The organism is Paenibacillus sp. NPDC058177 (genome assembly GCF_042883835.1).
GTDB lineage: Bacteria > Bacillota > Bacilli > Paenibacillales > Paenibacillaceae > Paenibacillus_AQ > Paenibacillus_AQ agri.
Genome location: NZ_JBHVVB010000013.1, coordinates 44,913 through 63,635, shown reverse-complemented (window position 1 = coordinate 63,635; position 18,723 = coordinate 44,913). Strand labels below are relative to the sequence as shown.

Sequence of the window (18,723 nt, the reverse complement as noted above, 5' to 3'; positions counted from 1 at the left end):
TACCCGCGACAAGACGGAAAGACCCCATGGAGCTTTACTGCAGCTTGATATTGAATTTGGGTACGATCTGTACAGGATAGGTGGGAGCCGTAGAGACAGGAGCGCAAGCTTCTGTGGAGGCGCCGTTGGGATACCACCCTGATCGTATCTAGGTTCTAACCTGGTGCCCTAATCGGGTACGGGGACCGTGTCAGGCGGGCAGTTTGACTGGGGCGGTCGCCTCCTAAAGAGTAACGGAGGCGTTCCAAGGTTCCCTCAGAATGGTTGGAAATCATTCGAAGAGTGCAAAGGCAGAAGGGAGCTTGACTGCGAGACCTACAAGTCGAGCAGGGACGAAAGTCGGACTTAGTGATCCGGTGGTACCGCATGGAAGGGCCATCGCTCAACGGATAAAAGCTACCCTGGGGATAACAGGCTTATCTCCCCCAAGAGTCCACATCGACGGGGAGGTTTGGCACCTCGATGTCGGCTCATCGCATCCTGGGGCTGAAGTAGGTCCCAAGGGTTGGGCTGTTCGCCCATTAAAGCGGTACGCGAGCTGGGTTCAGAACGTCGTGAGACAGTTCGGTCCCTATCTGTCGTGGGCGTAGGAAATTTGAGAGGAGCTGTCCTTAGTACGAGAGGACCGGGATGGACGTACCGCTGGTGCACCAGTTGTTTCGCCAGAAGCATGGCTGGGTAGCTACGTACGGACGGGATAAGCGCTGAAAGCATCTAAGCGTGAAGCCCCCCTCAAGATGAGATTTCCCAATTAGTAAGACCCCTTGAAGACGACGAGGTAGATAGGTTGGAGGTGGAAGTGCAGCAATGCATGGAGCTGACCAATACTAATCGGTCGAGGGCTTATCCTACATTTAGAACGCAAATTCAATTCGGATTCAGTTTTCAGGCGATTAAGCCTGAGCATTTGTACCGCAAATGCCCGTTTGGTGGCGATGGCGGAGGGGTTCCACGCGTACCCATCCCGAACACGACCGTTAAGCCCTCCAGCGCCGATGGTACTTGGACCGAAGGGTCCTGGGAGAGTAGGACGCCGCCAAGCACTAAAACCATTGTTGAGTGTTCAGCAATGGTTTTTTTGTTTTATATAAAAGTTGAAATGGAGGCTAAATTGTCTCCAATAGGATGACATTTTTGTTACCGACACTTTGGATGATACAAGTATAATAGAAAAGTGCAAATAGTAAGAATAGCCTTGATACGAATGAACTACTGTTAAATTCATAAACTGAATTTTCTTGTGTCTTTAGATGCATGGTAGAGGTAAGGAGGATTTAAGGTATGAAGCCAACCAAACCTTTCTGGATGCTACTTGTTTTTTGTATAGTTGGTATAATGCTGGTGGGCTGCGGAGCGAAGCAGCCTTCCTGGGATATATTTGAGGGTGCACTGAACGAAAAGAGTTTTCCGGTTCCGAAGGAAGCTAATTCTCCTGACCGGACAACCACAAATGTAGCAATGGACTATGTACGTTATTCTTTGCCTGGATTAAAGGAGAAGGATAGTATACCAGAGCCTTATTTGAATACCATCAAGGAATGGGGCTGGGTAGAGCAGGACGAAGAAGAGAAGACGGGCTCGCGAGTTTTTCAGAAGGACGGACTGACTGTGCATTTATCTGTTCATGATGATTACTTTATCGTGATGGTTCCGAAGGAAAAGAAGACCTCTGTTAAAAGTCTGGGAGGAAAATAGGTAAAGGCCATCCTTAATCGGATGGCCTTTATTTGATATGGTTTATTTTCGCGGAAGCCTGTGTAAAAGAAGCTATTACGTTAACTGGTTATTGCGAGTAATAGGAAGCATCCGCCGGGTTGAACTTGAGCATGCCTTCCTTGCTTTCCCGTCGTAGCCGGAGCAAGATATATAGTCGCGGCAGTAGCAGCCAAAGGTGACATACCACCAGCGAGGCTGTAAAGGCGGGCGGAGACCAGACAATAAAAAGCGCTGCGATGCAAAGGCCGATCCAAAAATTATGCAGCTGGACCTTCCGGAATATGCGATAGCTGATGTACTGATCCGGCATGTAGCCGAGCCAGGGGAGTTTCAAGGAGATGCCCCATCTTTTAGCGATAGGATGGCCCATAATGACCAGGACTGATCGTGAGATCACATATTGTATCCAAAAGACAACAGGTGCAGCGATAATCATGAAGAATATACTCCACGAGGAGACAAATACTGTTTCCAGCACCAGACACACCATAGGGATCGTAATATAAATGCTCAGGAGTGATTGGGTCAGGTTAATTTTTCGGATTAGTTTATATTGATAGAATGTAGCTGCACTTTTCGTGTTGGGTTCCATAAAAAAGGACGGACCTCCTCGTAAGTTCTCAATGTTTTTAATATCGGCTGATGAAGGCTTTTTCTTAACCGAACTCTGAAGAACCTTGAGGGCAGCAGCTGAATATAGATAAATTACAATCATATAGATATGAAAATACTATGAAAAGGTTTAAAATGATAGAAGGTGTATCATACTGTTCTTAAAAGAGTCAAGGTGGGATGCTAAATGGATCAGCAACCGGAACAAGCTTGTATCATTTGTGGACAGATGAAAGAGGAAGGTATTGTGATTGTCTCACATTTTATTTGCGAGGATTGTGAGGCTGAGATGGTGCGCACTGAGGCAGAGGATGCTAAATATCGCTTTTTTATCGGTCAGATGAAGAAAATCCAACTTCAAAAAAACGCTTGAGGCCACAATTGCAAGTGCAGGATTAGAAATAGAATTAAGGTTGGGCGGTGGATCGGTGTCGCGTTGGTTGCAGAATAAGTTGTATATACGGCTTCACCGTTCTTTTGACGGCGGAGCCGTTTTGTTGTGCTTCCATAAAGAGAAACTGCGGCATAGGCGTTTGCGCGTATTTGCGATACAATAGAGGTTAACCCTACCGGAAGGAATGGATAATGAATAAGGACAAGCGCAGTAGTGCGCCTATATATGAGATGTTAGAGCAATACAAAGCTCAGGGTAATACCTCTTATCATGTTCCTGGGCATAAGAATGGTAAAGCATATGAACACGAACCTAGGAATGCCGGGTTTTTGGGTGAGATTATGGAGTATGATGTAACTGAAATTACAGGGACGGATGATCTCCATCACCCAGAAGGTGTAATCAGGGAAGCGCAGGAGCTGGCGGCAGATTGCTTTGGAGCAGAGGAGAGTTTTTTTCTGGTGGGTGGCAGTACAGCCGGTAATCTGGCGTTGATCCTGACAGTATGTCCTGAACCTGGCATGATTTTGATTGTGCAGCGTAATGTGCACAAATCGGTTATTCACGGGTTAATGCTCGCAGGGGTGCGGGCAGTGTTCCTGGAGCCTGAGATGGACCCGCTGAGCGGACTTGCGGTGGCTCCGGCGGCGGAGACGGTGCAGGCTGCTCTTGCAGCGTTTCCTAAAGCCGCCGGGGTGCTAGTAACCATGCCAAACTATTACGGCATGGGTAGCGATCTTGCGCCTCTAGTGCAGGCCTGCCACGATAGCGGAGTACCGCTATTGGTGGATGAAGCGCATGGCGCGCATTATGGGCAGCACCCGACTTTGCCTGCCGGGGCGCTGATGTGTGGTGCGGACGGTGTCGTACAGTCCACGCACAAAATGCTGTCCGCGCTCACCATGGGCGCTATGCTGCACGTTCAGGGACCGCGTATTGACCGGGCCCTGCTCCGGCAGCGGCTTGCCATGGTGCAGAGCTCCAGCCCATCGTACCCGTTGATGGGCTCGCTGGACCTGGCCCGGCGGCTGCTGCACAGCCGGGGCCCCGAAGCCTTCACGGCGGGACTTGCCGCCGTGGACGTTCTGCGGCGCGGCCTCGCAGAGCTGCCGCGCTACAGGCTGCTGCAGCCGGCTGCGCCGCTGCAGCACACCGGCGGTGGCTATGCCACCACCGCCGGAAGTGGCACGCCGCCGCTGCGCGGGGCGGCGTACACTACACAGGACCCCTTCAAAGCCGTCCTCTATGACGGCGCCGGGGTCCTGGGCGGCTTCGAGCTGCAGCGGCGGCTCGAAGCTAAGGGCTGTGTGCCGGAGATGAGCGACGCCCGGCACGTAGTGCTGTTGTTCAGCCTCGGATCCTCGGCTGAGGACGCGCAGCGGCTCTTGCACGCGCTGCGGGAGATTGACGAAGAGGATCGCGCGACAAGAGGAACACAGTGGGGGGCAACCGATAAACCATATGTAAGCACAGAGAATGAATCGGCTGCTGTTTCTGCGGAGACTTCTTCTCTAATTCAGGAACATCATGTCATCCATAAACAAGATGGACAAGCAGAGTTGATCGCGAACGCCAATGTTTCCACGTGGAACATTTTCAACAGGGAATTATTTTCAGATCCTGTACCTTTTTCGCTCAAGCCGGTGGCATCCGGAGATATGAAGCCGATCAGGCTTGCGGACAGCGCTGGGGAAATAGCAGCTGAAATGGTTATTCCTTATCCTCCCGGCATACCGCTGCTTTATCCGGGGGAAAAGATTACAGAGTCTGTACTTCAAAGACTAATGGATTTGTCTAGAGGCGGTGCGAAATTTCAGGCGTGTGCGGATTCCGCATTGCAGCATATAATGGTATACAACAAGAAGAAAGGCGGAGAGGATTAAGTGGAACGACAAGGTTTCTTTATCACACTGGAAGGGGGGGAAGGGTCCGGAAAGACTACCATTATAGGGAGGCTGGCGGCTTACCTGCAGAATCGTTCTATCCCGTACCTGATTACCCGAGAACCCGGCGGAATTGAGATTGCCGAGAAGATTCGTTCCATTATTCTTGATCCGGCGCATACCGCAATGGACTCACGTACGGAAGCATTACTATATGCAGCAGCCCGCAGCCAGCATTTGGCGGAGGTTGTCGAGCCAGCTTTAGAGGAAGGGCTTACGGTACTGTGTGATCGCTTTGTCGACAGCAGTCTCGTGTACCAAGGATATGCCAGAGGTCTTGGTATGGAAGCGGTGTGGGAGATCAATCGTTTTGCTATCGGTAACCGTATGCCGGATTTAACCTTCTATCTCGATATTGAACCCGAGGTGGGTCTGTCACGAATCGCTGCCAACCAGGACAGGGAAGTGAACAGACTGGATCTGGAGAGCCTGGCTTTTCATGAGAAAGTCCGTGAGGGTTACAAGCTCGTGGTAAATAACAATCCGGACCGAATTGTCGTGCTGGATGCCGGACGTCCGCTTCATATGGTGGAGCAGGATATTGTACGAACTCTGGAAGAGAGAGTATTAAAGGGTTTTTGATGAGTTTTGTCAAATATATAAGGATAGCTGCTCTGTATCGAGACAGCTCCATATTTCTTTAAGGAGGGAATGCGAAGATGAAGTTGATCGTAGCGATTATCCAGGATAAGGACAGTAACCGGTTGTCCAGTGAATTGGTCAAAGCTAATTTTCGTGCAACCAAGCTTGCCAGTACAGGAGGATTTCTGCGAGCGGGCAATACTACCTTCATGATTGGGGTGGAGGACGTTCAGGTCGAATCTGTACTGAGTGTCATCCGCAACAGTTGCAAGGTACGTGAGCAGCTAGTCACTCCAGTAACGCCGATGAGTGGTACGACAGATTCATATTTGCCGCTTCCTGTAGAGGTTCAAGTCGGCGGTGCGACCGTATTTGTACTTCCTGTTGACCGTTTTGAACATTATTAAAGCACTCCTACAGAACACATTATTCTTGAAATATCAGGAAGAGCATCTCAAGCTGTAGCCCTTCTGATATTATTAATAAAGGCGGTAGATGAACCTTGAAGATCAACCCGGGTTACAGACCTCTGAAGAGTGAGCTTTCCAACGCGGAGGGGCTGAACAAGCCAGTTCAGCAAAAAACGTTCTCCGATGTGTTCCAGCAGCAAGGAGAACAGAAGACGAAGGATGAGCTAAACCGGCAAATTCGGGAAATCCAGCTCCAAGGAGACCGTTTGTCCAAATCCATGACGGTTCGAGAACTGTCTATCTACCGGACGTTGATCAAACGGTTTTTAGAGGAAACGGCACGGCGCGGCGTAATTCTGAAAGAAACAAAGGGCTGGGATCGTCGTGGTCGCAGCAAACGCTACAAACTGCTGGAAGAGATTGATACTGCGCTGTTATCGATGGCAGATGATCTGCTAAGCAGTGAACAAGGCCGTATAGATCTGTTGGGCAAGGTGGGAGAAATCCGAGGATTATTGTTAAACCTTGCTTTTTAAGAGTGATTTGGGAGGAATTTATGTCTTTTCATGATATATTGGGTCAGGAGGATGCCAAAAGGCTGCTTCAGAACGCACTGCGCAATGATACCGTGAGTCATGCCTATCTGTTCAGTGGGCCATCTGGTAGCGGACAGATGAGTACGGCGCTAACATTCGCCCAGGCCATATTTTGTACAGTGTCAGACGATGATGCTTGTGGGGAATGCCTGGAATGCCGAAAGGTAGAGCATGGCAATCACCCGGATCTGACGATCCTGCGGCCTGATGGAGCTAGCATCAAGATTGATCAGATTCGTGAACTGCAGCGAATGTTCTCATATCGGTCCGAAGGTGTTAATCCCAAGATCTACATTATAGATGAAGCGGACAAAATGACGGTGCAAGCCGGCAATAGTCTGCTGAAGTTTCTTGAGGAGCCTTCGGCACCGGCAGTGGGCATTCTGATCTCGGATAATAGCCGGGCGCTTCTGCCGACGATACAATCGCGAACTCAGCGTATCCCATTCAGTCCTGTACATCCGGATCTAATGCTGCAGGCGCTTGCTTCTGACGGAGTTCCGCTTCCCTTGGCCCGCTGCGCCGTATCCTTGACCTCTGGTCTTGAGGGCTGCAGGCAACTTTTGGAACAGAATTGGTTTGCAGAAATGAGAAATCTAGTGTTACAATTAGCAAAGGAGTCTTTGGGCAAAGGCAGCTCCGCGCTTGCAACTGCGGGGGTGAAGCTGTTCAAGACCGGGCTCGGTGAACATTTGGATACTCTATTCAGCATGTTCCATCTATGGTTCAAAGATATGCTCTACTTCCTGTACCGAAAGCACGAAAGTATCGTTTTCATAGATCAGTTAGACTTTATTTCCAGACATGCCCGTCAGCGGACTACGGAACAGTGGGTTGGATACATGGAGTTTGCTGCAGAGAGCAAAAGAAAGCTGCGCTCCAATGCCAATGCCCAGCTTTGTCTGGAGCAGTTCTTAATCCGTCTGGAAAGCTAAAGGATAATTATGAATATCCTCCATATGTCGCTTCAGCCTGGAAGTATTGGTGTAACCGATGAGGAAGGACAAGCATGCATTACCAGGGAGCGGACTTGCCCTTAGGTTCCTTTTACCGGCAAACAAGGGGGTTAATTTTTGTACAGCGTAGTAGGTGTCCGCTTCAAAAAAGCGGGTAAAATATATTACTTCGATCCGCTGGATTTTCCGATTGAACGGGATCAGTGCGTGATTGTTGAGACGGCACGTGGGGTGGAGTACGGTAAAGTCGTCATTGGCAAAAAAGAGGTGCAGGAGTCTGACGTTGTACTGCCTCTGAAGAAAGTCATGCGTATTGCCGGTGAAACCGACGCACGTGTGGTGGAAGAGAACAAGGGTGCGGCAAAAGATGCCTTTACCACCTGTTTAAATAAAATTCGTGATCATGGCCTTAAAATGAAGTTGGTGGATGTCGAATTCACGTTTGACCGCAACAAAATCATCTTCTATTTCACGGCTGAGGGACGTGTCGATTTCCGTGAATTGGTCAAGGATCTGGCTAGTATCTTCCGTACCCGGATCGAGCTTCGGCAGATTGGTGTGCGTGATGAAGCTAAAATGCTGGGTGGACTGGGTCCCTGCGGGCGGGTTCTCTGCTGTTCATCCTGGCTGGGCGATTTCGAGCCGGTATCTATCAAAATGGCCAAGGATCAGAACCTTTCGCTCAATCCGACCAAAATTTCCGGATTATGCGGACGGCTTATGTGTTGCTTGAAGTTTGAGCATGATAATTATGAAAGTGTGAAGGAAGAAATGCCGGCAGTCGGTAAGATGGTCATTACCTCTTTAGGGGAAGGCAAGGTTGTAGGCATTAATGCCGGAAACCGTACGATTCATGTGCAGCTGTTTGAAGTGGGCAAAGTGAAGGAACTTCCAATGGATGATGTTGTCGTCAAGTAAACCATATAAGGTTACTTTCGGGGTGGAAACTTGGAGAAGAAAAATATATTTGCACACATGCAGGATATGGAAGCGCAGATGGAAACGATGCGCGCCAATCTTGGCGAATGGAAACAGACGGTAAAAGAACTGATGGAAGCCAATCAAAGGCTCAGTCTCGAAAATGAACAACTTAGAAAAATATTAAAGAGGGAAGCACCCCTAGATCCTAACGTGGATTCGGCGGAAGCAGAAGCGCTTCTGGCGGCAAGCGAAGGAACAGAGGAGGTTGTCGGGGAAGGTTATGATAACCTGGCCCGTCTATACCATGAGGGCTTCCACATCTGTAATGTTTACTTTGGGCATTTGCGTACAGAGGGTGATTGTCTGTTCTGTCTTTCTTTTCTTAATAAATGAGGATATCCAGCCGTAGGGGATTTACGCCTACGGTTTTTTTGTAATCTAGAAGAGATTTATGGTATTTCAATTTTTCAAGGGTAAGGAGAGCTACAAGATGAATTCGTTCAAAGATTCAGCCATTCCTCTGCTTCCGTCGGAGCGAGTGGATGATTTATTGACCCATGATTTGCATATTATACAAAGCGATGAGGTATTCAGCTTCTCGATGGATGCTGTGCTGCTGGCCAGATTCGCAGGTATTCCGCCGCGTGGAAGAGTGCTTGACCTCTGCACCGGTAATGGCGTTATTCCTATGCTCCTGACTACACGTACTAGTGCTTCTATAGAAGGAATCGAGATTCAACCTCGTCTTGCTGACATGGCCCGCCGCAGTGTGGCTATGAATGGTCTGGAGGAGCGGATTTTCATTCATGAAGGCGACTTGCGGGAGCTGCATACAGTGGCTGGCTATGGCGTATATGATGCAATCACCGTGAATCCGCCATACATGCCGCTGAACGGGAGTGATCTCAAAATGAACACGCACCAGGCGATGGCCCGTCATGAACTGGGCTGTACACTGGAGGAGGTCATTCAGGCCTGTGTCCGGCTTGTCCGTACTGGAGGTAAGGTGAGTATGGTACACAAGCCGCAGCGTCTTGCAGATATTATCAGCCTGATGCGGCAGTATAGACTGGAGCCGAAAAGTATCCGTTTTGTGCATCCGCGTGCACATCTTGAAGCGAATATGGTGCTGATCGAAGCAGCGCGTGACGGGAAGCCGGAGGTGCGTTTGCAGCCGCCGCTGATCGTTTATAATGAGAACAATGAATATTGTCCGGAGATCATGGACATCTATTTTGGAGCCGGAGAGGGTAGATCATGACAATATCTTGCCAGAGTAGTTTTCAAAACAGCAAAGATGGAGGGCGTCCAGAAGGGAGCGGATCTCTTTATCTTGTAGCTACACCGATTGGCAACTTGGAGGATATGACTTATCGTGCTGTGCGCACCCTCCAGGAGTGCGATATTATCGCTGCTGAGGATACACGAAATACGCGAAAACTGCTGAGCCATTTTGAAATTACCCCATCCATGTTATTCAGCTATCACGAGCATAATAAGGCGGCAAGTGGGCCGGAGCTGATACGCTATATAATAGAAGGTAAAAATTTGGCACTTGTCAGTGACGCTGGTTTGCCGGCCATTTCTGACCCCGGTTCTGACCTCGTTGCGCTTGCTATTAGTCATGGTATTCCGGTCATTCCAGTGCCGGGTGCGAACGCTGCATTGTCCGCGTTGATCGCTTCCGGCTTGCCGACGACAACTTTCACTTTTGCCGGTTTCCTGCCCCGGGAGCGAAAAGACATTCGTGCAGTATTATCCCCTCTGCGTTCTGCCCAGGGAACACTGTTGTTTTATGAGTCTCCGCATCGGGTACTTAAGACCTTGGAGCATTTGCTGGAGGCGTTCGGCAACCGCCGTATCGTTCTGGCCCGCGAGCTGACCAAGCGGTACGAGGAATTTCTGCGCGGAACGATTGAAGAGTGCAGCGCCTGGCTAGCTGAGCATCCTCCGCTTGGGGAATATGTCATTGTCGTTGAGGGCGAGAGTAAAGAAGAGGCAGCTGCTGCCGAGTCCGCTTGGTGGCGCGAGCTGAGCATTGAAGAACACGTCGCCCACTACGAGGCCAACGACATCCCCCGTAAAGAAGCTATGAAAAAAGCGGCTTCCGACCGCGGCGTCGCCAAACGGGATATTTATAATGCGCTGCTGGAGCGGGAATAGCAGTCTAGAAGATTCGTTCATTAAAATGGATTTAAGTGTATAAATTGGATGAGTTATATGATGTTAGATAATGCTGAGGGAACATTGGGAAAACATTAAGCGGTTATTTTGGAGAGGTAATGCTAAACGCCGATGCCAGCGATTCCCGCAGGGAGAGCGATCAAGCCCTGTCGTCAGTAGCTCATTTGGGGTTAGAAGTCCCAACGGCTCTAACTAAGGCAATTCCCAAAGGGAGAGCCGCCGCAATCCGCACGACGTAACTCATTCGCCGAATCAGCTGTACGCCTATAGCCGAGTTAAGCCGATTCCCGCAGGGAGAGCGATCAAGCCCCGTCGTCAGTAGCTCATTCGGGGTTAGAAGTCCCATCGGCTCCAACGTAAGGCAATTCCCAAAGGGAGAGCCGCTGCAATCCGCACGACGTAACTCATTCGCCGAATCAGCTGTACGCCTATAGCCGACGCCAGCGATTCACGAAGGGAGAGCGACCCATCCCCGCTGTGTGTAGCTCACTCGGGGTTAGACGTATCACCCGGCGCCGAAGTGAGGCGATTCCCGAAGGGAGAGCCGCCGCAGTCCACACGCCGTAACTCATCGAACCGCACTAAAAGTACGGATCACCGTCGACGCAATGCGATTCCCAAAGGGAGAGCTGCCGCAGTCCGTTCGTAGTAACTCACCCATCCGCGCCGCATGACGAGGCCCGCAGGGCCGGGCCTACCACTACCGCCTGCTTCCGTCCGCGATTGCCGCACTGTCCGCGGGTGTGCCCTTCCAAGTGTCCAGAGGGCTGGCAGCCCTTTGGGGCCCTCCCTACAGGGAGGGTTTGGGAGGGTGTCCCCACAAAAAAAGTGCCCCCCGCATAAACGGAGGGCCAAGGAGATATAAAAAGGTTAGAATTAACAATTTGATTTATTCTTATTATATACTATTTGTTTTAGTTTGTCACAGGGGTAGGGATAGTAGAAATGCATTCATGACAAACAATTTTTCCTTTGAAATAAGTTACATTCTCGGCATTGCCACAGAAGATGCAGGCAGGCTCATATTTCTTAAGCATGATCCGCTCACCGTCCACGTAAATTTCGAGCGCATCCTTTTCACCAATGCCAAGCGTACGGCGCAATTCAATTGGAATAACAACCCGTCCCAGTTCGTCTACTTTTCTTACAATTCCTGTTGATTTCATCATAGCCATCGTTGCCCCTTTCAAATATCAAAAGCGTCATTATTCGACATTCTTCACTGTTTTATGATATCCATAATACCAACGATTCCCAAAACAGTCAACCTTTTTTCTAACGAATTTTAGGGTAATTTTATGGAAATGTACAGTGCTGTTAGGTTTGAAGCAAAACCACCCAAAAATTACATAAATAAATTTTGTCGATTCAACCACTCATTTTGTGTCATAATTCGACAAAGTGCGACATTATTACCCATTATATACCGCCAAGAGCGAAATGACTAATTAAAATTAGATGAAGGAGTTGATCTCATGAAGAAGCCGCTCACAGAAGAGAAGGTTTTCAAAGATCCGGTTCACAATTACATTCACGTGCAGGATGTAATCATCTGGCGTTTGATTAATACTAAGGAATTCCAACGCTTGCGCCGGATTCGGCAACTAGGTACCTCTTATCTGACTTTCCATGGTGCAGAACACAGCCGATTCTCGCATTCTCTTGGTGTCTATGAAATTACACGTCGAATTATTTCCCAGTTTGAACGAAGTGGATATAAAGGATGGATTCCGGAAGAACGATTGCTCACGCTCTGTGCAGCGCTGCTTCATGATTTGGGGCATGGACCGTTCTCCCATTCTATAGAAGAAGCTTTTGAAATGAACCATGAGGACTGGACGTGCCGGATCATTCTGGAGAACACAGAAATCACCAATATTCTAAGGGATGTAGAGGAAGATTTCCCTCAGAAAGTCGCTTCAGTTATCGCCAAAACCTATGAGCACGCAATTGTTGTCAATTTGGTGTCTAGTCCCCTCGATGCTGACCGGATGGATTATCTTCTGCGGGATGCTTATTACACTGGTGTGAATTACGGTACGATTGATATCGATCGAATTCTGCGGGTGCTCCGTCCCTATAATGGAAGAGTTGTAGTTAAGGAATCAGGAATGCATGCGATAGAGGACTATCTGATGTCGCGGTATCAAATGTACTGGCAGGTATATTTTCATCCGGTAACCCGGAGTTCTGAAATTATTTTAAGACAGATTTTCCGCCGGGCCAAAGAGCTGTACTTAGAGGGGTATAATTTTAAATTTATGATTCATCCACTAGGTGACTTGCTTCAGGGGGAAGTGACAGTGCAGCAGTATTTGCTGCTAGATGAAGCGTTAGTTCAAACGGCCTTCATGCAATGGACACTGGAGGAGGATGGACTGCTAAGCGACTTGTGCAGCCGGTTTATTCATCGTAAACTGTATAAATATGTGGAGACGGAGAGTCTCAATCCGGAGACGATTGACGAAATCCGCCGCAGTTTTGCGGGAGCCGGGCTGGACCCGGAATATGATCTGGAAATTGATTTTCCGTCAGACCTTCCGTATGATGTGTTTCGTCCAGGAGAGGGTTTTGACAGCAATCAAATATTGCTGCTTGACCGGAAGGATCGGCTCCGTGAAATCTCGGAGGTTTCAGATATTGTACGTTCCATCAGCGGCATTCACCGTGGAAGATATCACCTATATTTTCCTCAAGATAAGCTGAATAAGGCGCTTTCACAACTGCCTGACTCTGTTGCTGAAATATTCGCAAAATAAAGATTAAATAGTTATTTTTGAACATAGAGACCAAGACCGGGAGGACAACAGTACATGTACTTATTCGACACACATACCCATCTGGATGCCCCGCAATTCGACGAGGACCGCGAACAGGTCATTGCTCGTGCGGTAGAGGCCGGTGTCAGCAAAATGATTAATATCGGATTCAATCGGGGGACGATCCCAACCACGATGCAGCTCGCAGAAAAGTATGATTATATTTATGCAGCAGTGGGGTGGCATCCACAGGATGCGATTGACATGAAGGAGGGGGACCTTGATTGGATTGCCTCGCTATGCAGCCACAAAAAGGTCGTCGCCATTGGTGAGATCGGACTCGATTATTACTGGGATACCTCACCGAAGGACGTGCAGCACGAGGTCTTCCGCAAGCAGATCGGACTAGCCCGCGAGCTGAAAATGCCAATCTGTATTCATAATCGGGAGGCCCATGAGGATGTAGTGCGAATTCTTCGCGAGGAGAAGGCTAACGAGGTTGGCGGTGTAATGCATTCCTTCTCGGGTAGCTGGGAAACAGCGAAAATGTGCCTGGATTTGGGATTCCACTTATCCTTCGGAGGACCGATAACGTTCAAGAATGCAAGGGTTCCCAAAGAGGTGCTGGCGCAGACGCCGCTGGACCGTTTATTGATCGAAACAGACTCCCCGTATCTGACGCCACACCCCTTCCGTGGGAAGCGAAATGAGAGCGCTCATGTCAAGTTGGTGGCAGAAGCTGCGGCAGAAATTAAAGGGATAACTTGGGAGGAATTGGCTGAAATTACGTATGCGAACGCACTGGAACGATTTGTCATTGAGTGAAATCGGGAGGAAACACGGTGAAAAATAGAGTATAGCCGATGTATTAAACTTTTTTAACAAAAAAACAGCCGAATATTACAATATTTTAACCATATATTTGCGTAAACGTGGTTGAATCGTCCTTTACAACATGCATCAAAACAGGATATCATCTTTTCAGTGCAGTGAGCTGTTGTTACAGTGACAGCCCACGCTATCATGGATCGTCTCGCTGAGTCTCCGTATGGAGAACGGGGGAACCAATATTGTTTGCCGTATACAGAGCACATCAAGTACAGCTTAGAATGCCGCAGACAGTAGTTGATTTCTTCACGTGGTCTTTGGGGTGAATTTTAGGGCAACCGCCGTGAGCGGGTGACCCGAGATAGGGCGTCTCTCTTTCGTCCGAACCCGACAGCTAACCCCGTAAGCGAAAGTAAGAGAGGAAACCTCGTGCATGAGCCGCGTATTCTGACATCGGAGAAGCCACGAAAGAGTCCTCATAGAACTCTTTTAGGCTTCTTTTATTTTGAATATTGCGCATGTACCCTGCATACTGTTATATAACAGATGTGGGGGGAGCACTATGCCGGGCAGGCGATCCATGAGCAGGAGACGCAAAGGTATTGCAAATAGCGTGTCCTGTGACAATCTCGAATAGTTTCGTCCGAATGATAACAGTCATCTTGGTATACAGCTGACGACGGGGCTATGTAAGGAGGATGGAGAGAATGGGCGTATTCCAACCAGAAGTATCCCATGATTCGCAATCATCCAGCAGGTCTTACGCTTTACGGTGGGAACAAGTGAACTTTCGCGTACTTTCACTTGCCGGCGTGTTATCGATTTTGATCACGCTGATCATTCTGCTGTACGTGCACGGTCAAAGCAGCAAGCAGATCACTTTAGTAATTGACGGGAAAACGCAGTCTCTGGAAACGCGTGAAGCGATTCTCAGTGATGCACTAGCAAAAGAGCAAATTTCGCTGCAGCCGCATGATCAACTATCTATAGGCCTTAGTGATGAAATAAAAGACGGCGACCGTGTCGTGATTAACCGTGCGCAGCCATTCAGTCTTACTGCGGATGGTGCAAAAAAGATTTTTTATACGACCGAGAAAACAATCGGTCAGGCCATCAAGAAGCTGGGTATTGCCCTCGAAGGCCATGATAAGATTTTCCCTTCGCTAGATACCACTATCTCTGCCAATATGGATATCAAGATTGTCCGCATTAACAAACAAACTGTACAACGGACAACGAACTTGCCATATCGAGTCATCAAGACGGCAGACCCCTCCCTTACCAAGGGAACAGTTAGAGTGGCACAGGCGGGCGCACCAGGCGTCATGATCCAGCACATCGAAAAGATTTATCAAGACGGTGAACTGGCTTCCATGCGTATGGTTGGGAAAGAAGTTCAGACGGTGACCAAAGACAAGATTATCGCCGTTGGCACAAAGCCTCTCCCTAAACCTGTTACAGTGGCCCAAACAACAACTTCCAAAACAGCTAATGCTACCATTTCAACAAAAACCAGTGCCAAGAGCAGCAATGTCGCCACTAAATCGGGCGTCAATTTTGAATACAAGAAATTAATCAAGAACGTCTCGATGACTGCTTATTCTTCAGAAGAACCGGGAATTGGAACTCGTACCGCCTCCGGCACACGCGTAACGGAAGGACGTACGATTGCAGTGGACCCTAATGTAATTCCTATCGGTTGGTGGGTATATATCGAAGGCCTTGGCTTCCGCCGTGCAGAAGATACTGGTGGTGCTATCAAAGGCAATAAGGTGGATGTCTACTACGATTCGTTGAACCATGCACGTAACTTCGGACGCAAGTCGCGTACGGTGTATGTGATTGGACCTGTAAAACCGGAGCTTAACTAAGTCCTGGCTTTTGCAAAATTAGGTTGAATCAGCTATAGTGAGGGTAGCAGTTAAGAATAACATGTGCTCATGAAATGATCGCAGAGCTACCGCTCATCACTTATACATTCTTTAGCCAAAAAGAAGGGGAGCGAATCCTCTTCTTTTTGCGTTTACGAGAAGGAGTCAACACTATGATCAAGGAAGTGATCGTTGTCGAAGGCAAGAGCGACACGATAGCCATCAAGCGGGCGGTACAGGCTGATACCATTGAGACTGGCGGCTCCGCGGTGGACAAGAAGGTGATTGCCAAAATCGCGCTCGCCATGGAGCGGCGGGGGGTAATCATTCTAACCGATCCGGACCATGCAGGAGAGCGTATCCGTAAGATCGTTTCAAGCAAGGTGCCAGGCTGCAAGCATGCCTTCATCCCCGAGAAGGATGCGACCCGCAAGGGTGACATTGGCGTGGAGAATGCTACACCTGAGGCGATTCGCCACGCGCTGGCACATGTACATACGTCCTTTGAGGGCGCACCGGCCCTGATCGGGCTGGATGACCTGATGGCGGCAGGTATGCTCGTGCATCCCCGGGCCGCAGAGCGGCGGATGGCACTTGGCAATCTGCTTGGTATTGGGTACTGCAATGGCAAGCAGCTCTTCAAGCGGCTTGCAATGTTTGGTATTACGCGGGAGGAGTTTGCCGGAGCCCTCGCCCAAATTGAACAGGGAGGCATAACTTCATGACTGACAAAGAGAGCGTTTCAACCCCTAAACGGACAAAGGAAATCATTCAACGGTACGGATTCTCATTCAAAAAAAGTTTGGGCCAGAACTTTCTGATTGACCAGAATATTCTCGACAAAATTGTAAATGCTGCTGAACTGGACGATACTGCAGGTGCTTTGGAGATCGGTCCTGGAATCGGGGCGCTGACAGAGCGCCTGGCACAAACGGCGGGTGCAGTAACGGCGGTCGAAATCGACAGACGGCTGATCCCGATTTTGAAGGATGTACTGTCACCATATCCCCATGTAAAGGTTCGTAATGATGATGTCCTGAAGGTGGACTTACAGCAACTGTTCAAGGAGGACTTTGCCTCCGTAGATCGAGTAAGCGTAGTTGCTAACTTGCCCTACTACGTTACGACGCCGATCCTTATGAAGCTGCTAGAAGAGAAGCTGCCGCTTGATAATATCGTTGTTATGATCCAGAAGGAGGTTGCCGAACGGATGGCAGCATCTCCAGGTGGCAAAGAGTATGGCAGTCTGAGTATCGCCGTGCAGTATTACAGTGAGCCTGAGTTGGTCTGCATTGTGCCGCATACCGTATTCATCCCGCAGCCAAATGTGGAGTCGGCAGTGATCCGACTCAAGGTACGGGAGCGTCCGCCTGTAGAGGTTGCCGATGAGAAGCACTTCTTCGATGTGGTACAGGCCTCCTTTACCCAGCGGCGCAAGACGATCGCTAATAACCTCAAGGCCCGTTTCTTCCCGGGAGAGGGACGCGAGCGCCTGGAGGCGCTGCTAAGCGAAGCAGGAATCGAGCCAACAAGACGCGGAGAGACACTTAGCTTGGAGGAATACGCCCGGCTAAGCGGAGTTCTTTTGGCTGCAGGAGTCGTCTGAGTTAAGCAGAAACAGTTCCCATCCTTAACTGGGGGCAGATATTTTAAAATCACGCTGGAATACGAACCAACCGCGGCCTTTGCCCATACGATGGGGTAAAGGTGGTGTTTTGATGAATTCAGGAGACTTGGTCGTTCGCAAATCTTATGGCGGTGACGTGACTTTTCGAGTAGAGCGCATCGTACAGACCGGAGCCGTTATCAAGGGGACAGAATTCCGTCTGCTGGCGGATTCCCCCCTGGACGACTTGGTACAGGTGCCTCCTACCCGGATCACAGAGCTGGGGCAGCGAGCGCAGATAAAGGCAAAGGAATCGTTAACACAGCTGCACAAGGACCGTCAGGACCAGACACAGCGCAGCGGTAACAGTACGGGCGGGCTGTGGAATCAATCCTCTGCAGAAGCGGCTTATTTTGAAGTACCAGGCAAAGTGCTGCATTTGGACGGGGATGCGTCCTATTTGAATAAAAGCCTTAGCTTGTATGAGCAATTGCGGATTCCTGCGGAGGGTCATCATGTTCATGAGTCTTCCATGGCGGATACGCTACACCGGCTACTGCCCCGTGTCCGTCCGGATATTGTGGTGATTACCGGTCATGACGGGGTGTTAAGGCAGCAGCATACTTATGATCTCTACAGCCTGAACAGCTACAAAAATTCGCAGAATTTTGTGTCCGCGGTTCGGGTCGCGCGGGAGTATGAACGGAATTTTGACTCGCTCACCATCATTGCGGGTGCTTGCCAATCGCATTTTGAGGCACTGCTGGGCGCAGGCGCTAACTTTGCCAGCTCGCCGGGACGGATTCTGATTCACGCGCTGGACCCTGTCTATGTGGCCGCCAAAGCGTCATTTACCTCCGTCCGGGATACGGTTAACCTGAACGATGTGCTTAGCAATACAATCAGCGGCAATCAGGGTGTGGGAGGCATTGAGACACGCGGCAGCTTCCGGGTGGGGATGCCACGCTTGCAGAACCTCTCTGCGCTGAAGGTTACCCCTTCAGTCGTTTAACACGGGTTTACGCGTCTTAGAGGAAGAGAGAGCCGTCTCGCGGCTATATAATTTATCAGAGCCGGGCTTCCGCCCGGTTCTTTCTTTTTCTTTTAAAAAAGGGTCTTTCGCTCATAATATGGCGGGAACAGGACACACTCCTCATAAGGACAATTCAAGATCAGTCGATCCAGGCGAATAACTATTACTGATAACAAGGTAATTATTACAGCCAATCTTTCCTCCGAAAAAAATCCATTGACATCCTTTTTGGCATAATTTATAATTATTTATTTACTTTGACAAGGTCTGTAAAATGATGTATAATGGACAAGGAAAGAGGTGGTCGTCAGG

At 49.3% G+C, this 18,723-nt stretch carries 19 protein-coding genes, 2 rRNA genes and 1 riboswitch; of the genes, 19 read left to right on the top strand and 2 right to left on the bottom strand.

Annotated elements, in window-relative coordinates; translation table 11 throughout:
* The 3 genes from ACFVU8_RS29480 to ACFVU8_RS29470 form a co-directional block, all read left to right on the top strand.
* Nucleotides 1-851, top strand: a 23S ribosomal RNA gene (locus ACFVU8_RS29480); the annotation flags it as partial.
* Nucleotides 852-925: 74 nt separating this feature from the next.
* Nucleotides 926-1,042 (top strand): 5S ribosomal RNA (gene rrf / locus ACFVU8_RS29475).
* A 239-nt stretch (nt 1,043-1,281) separates the two neighbouring features.
* A complete protein-coding gene (locus ACFVU8_RS29470; RefSeq protein ID WP_175370237.1) occupies nt 1,282-1,695 on the top strand; it encodes a hypothetical protein in 414 nt (137 codons plus the stop codon).
* Between the two features lie 88 nt (nt 1,696-1,783).
* Here ACFVU8_RS29470 and ACFVU8_RS29465 read toward each other — a convergent pair whose 3' ends face one another.
* On the bottom strand, nt 1,784-2,308 hold the full coding sequence (locus ACFVU8_RS29465) for a hypothetical protein (RefSeq protein WP_387432107.1): 525 nt from the start codon (nt 2,306-2,308) through the stop codon (nt 1,784-1,786).
* A 207-nt stretch (nt 2,309-2,515) separates the two neighbouring features.
* Between ACFVU8_RS29465 and ACFVU8_RS29460 the strand changes: the two genes are divergently transcribed.
* The 10 genes from ACFVU8_RS29460 (at nt 2,516) to rsmI (ending at nt 10,293) form a co-directional block, all read left to right on the top strand.
* Entirely contained in the window at nt 2,516-2,701 is a 186-nt protein-coding gene (locus ACFVU8_RS29460; RefSeq protein ID WP_066368015.1) for a sigma factor G inhibitor Gin, read from the top strand.
* 212 nt (nt 2,702-2,913) lie between these two features.
* A complete protein-coding gene (locus tag ACFVU8_RS29455; protein ID WP_387432104.1) occupies nt 2,914-4,605 on the top strand; it encodes an aminotransferase class I/II-fold pyridoxal phosphate-dependent enzyme in 1,692 nt (563 codons plus the stop codon).
* The gene (tmk, locus tag ACFVU8_RS29450) at nt 4,606-5,247 is read left to right on the top strand and encodes a dTMP kinase (RefSeq protein ID WP_175370234.1); all 642 of its coding nucleotides are present in this window, start codon (nt 4,606-4,608) and stop codon (nt 5,245-5,247) included. It begins immediately after the preceding gene.
* A 77-nt stretch (nt 5,248-5,324) separates the two neighbouring features.
* Complete coding sequence (locus tag ACFVU8_RS29445) at nt 5,325-5,654, top strand: cyclic-di-AMP receptor (RefSeq protein WP_066368004.1); 330 nt, start codon at nt 5,325-5,327, stop codon at nt 5,652-5,654.
* A gap of 95 nt (nt 5,655-5,749) precedes the next feature.
* The gene (locus tag ACFVU8_RS29440; RefSeq protein WP_175370233.1) at nt 5,750-6,193 is read left to right on the top strand and encodes a YaaR family protein; all 444 of its coding nucleotides are present in this window, start codon (nt 5,750-5,752) and stop codon (nt 6,191-6,193) included.
* 20 nt (nt 6,194-6,213) lie between these two features.
* Complete coding sequence (gene holB / locus ACFVU8_RS29435) at nt 6,214-7,188, top strand: DNA polymerase III subunit delta' (protein ID WP_379470084.1); 975 nt, start codon at nt 6,214-6,216, stop codon at nt 7,186-7,188.
* 138 nt (nt 7,189-7,326) lie between these two features.
* Nucleotides 7,327-8,127, top strand: coding sequence for a PSP1 domain-containing protein (locus tag ACFVU8_RS29430; protein ID WP_066367989.1), 801 nt, complete (start codon nt 7,327-7,329; stop codon nt 8,125-8,127).
* A gap of 30 nt (nt 8,128-8,157) precedes the next feature.
* Nucleotides 8,158-8,523 (top strand): DNA replication initiation control protein YabA, encoded by a 366-nt coding sequence (yabA, locus tag ACFVU8_RS29425; protein ID WP_066367987.1) that lies wholly within the window; start codon nt 8,158-8,160, stop codon nt 8,521-8,523.
* A gap of 97 nt (nt 8,524-8,620) precedes the next feature.
* Entirely contained in the window at nt 8,621-9,391 is a 771-nt protein-coding gene (locus tag ACFVU8_RS29420) for a tRNA1(Val) (adenine(37)-N6)-methyltransferase (RefSeq protein ID WP_387432102.1), read from the top strand.
* Entirely contained in the window at nt 9,388-10,293 is a 906-nt protein-coding gene (gene rsmI / locus ACFVU8_RS29415) for a 16S rRNA (cytidine(1402)-2'-O)-methyltransferase (RefSeq protein WP_379470081.1), read from the top strand. Before ACFVU8_RS29420 ends, rsmI begins: the two co-directional genes overlap by 4 nt.
* 935 nt (nt 10,294-11,228) lie before the next feature.
* On the opposite strand, the gene ACFVU8_RS29410 is transcribed toward rsmI, so the two are convergent.
* A complete protein-coding gene (locus tag ACFVU8_RS29410; RefSeq protein WP_042123095.1) occupies nt 11,229-11,483 on the bottom strand; it encodes an AbrB/MazE/SpoVT family DNA-binding domain-containing protein in 255 nt (84 codons plus the stop codon).
* A gap of 306 nt (nt 11,484-11,789) precedes the next feature.
* Between ACFVU8_RS29410 and ACFVU8_RS29405 the strand changes: the two genes are divergently transcribed.
* From ACFVU8_RS29405 to yabG, 6 genes are all read left to right on the top strand, one after another.
* Nucleotides 11,790-13,073, top strand: a complete 1,284-nt coding sequence (locus ACFVU8_RS29405; protein WP_379470077.1) for an HD domain-containing protein — start codon at nt 11,790-11,792, stop codon at nt 13,071-13,073.
* A gap of 54 nt (nt 13,074-13,127) precedes the next feature.
* Nucleotides 13,128-13,898 carry a TatD family hydrolase gene (locus ACFVU8_RS29400; RefSeq protein WP_387432099.1) on the top strand — a complete coding sequence of 257 codons (771 nt, stop codon included), beginning with the start codon at nt 13,128-13,130 and terminating at the stop codon, nt 13,896-13,898.
* A 199-nt stretch (nt 13,899-14,097) separates the two neighbouring features.
* A riboswitch (cyclic di-AMP (ydaO/yuaA leader) is annotated at nt 14,098-14,325 on the top strand.
* A 283-nt stretch (nt 14,326-14,608) separates the two neighbouring features.
* Entirely contained in the window at nt 14,609-15,772 is a 1,164-nt protein-coding gene (locus ACFVU8_RS29395; RefSeq protein ID WP_379470073.1) for a resuscitation-promoting factor, read from the top strand.
* A gap of 173 nt (nt 15,773-15,945) precedes the next feature.
* Nucleotides 15,946-16,497 carry a ribonuclease M5 gene (gene rnmV / locus ACFVU8_RS29390; RefSeq protein WP_175370226.1) on the top strand — a complete coding sequence of 184 codons (552 nt, stop codon included), beginning with the start codon at nt 15,946-15,948 and terminating at the stop codon, nt 16,495-16,497.
* On the top strand, nt 16,494-17,378 hold the full coding sequence (gene rsmA / locus ACFVU8_RS29385; protein WP_175370225.1) for a 16S rRNA (adenine(1518)-N(6)/adenine(1519)-N(6))-dimethyltransferase RsmA: 885 nt from the start codon (nt 16,494-16,496) through the stop codon (nt 17,376-17,378). The genes rnmV and rsmA overlap by 4 nt, the downstream gene beginning before the upstream one ends.
* Before the next feature lie 112 nt (nt 17,379-17,490).
* Complete coding sequence (gene yabG / locus ACFVU8_RS29380; protein ID WP_379470070.1) at nt 17,491-18,390, top strand: sporulation peptidase YabG; 900 nt, start codon at nt 17,491-17,493, stop codon at nt 18,388-18,390.
* Nucleotides 18,391-18,723 lie beyond the last annotated feature (333 nt).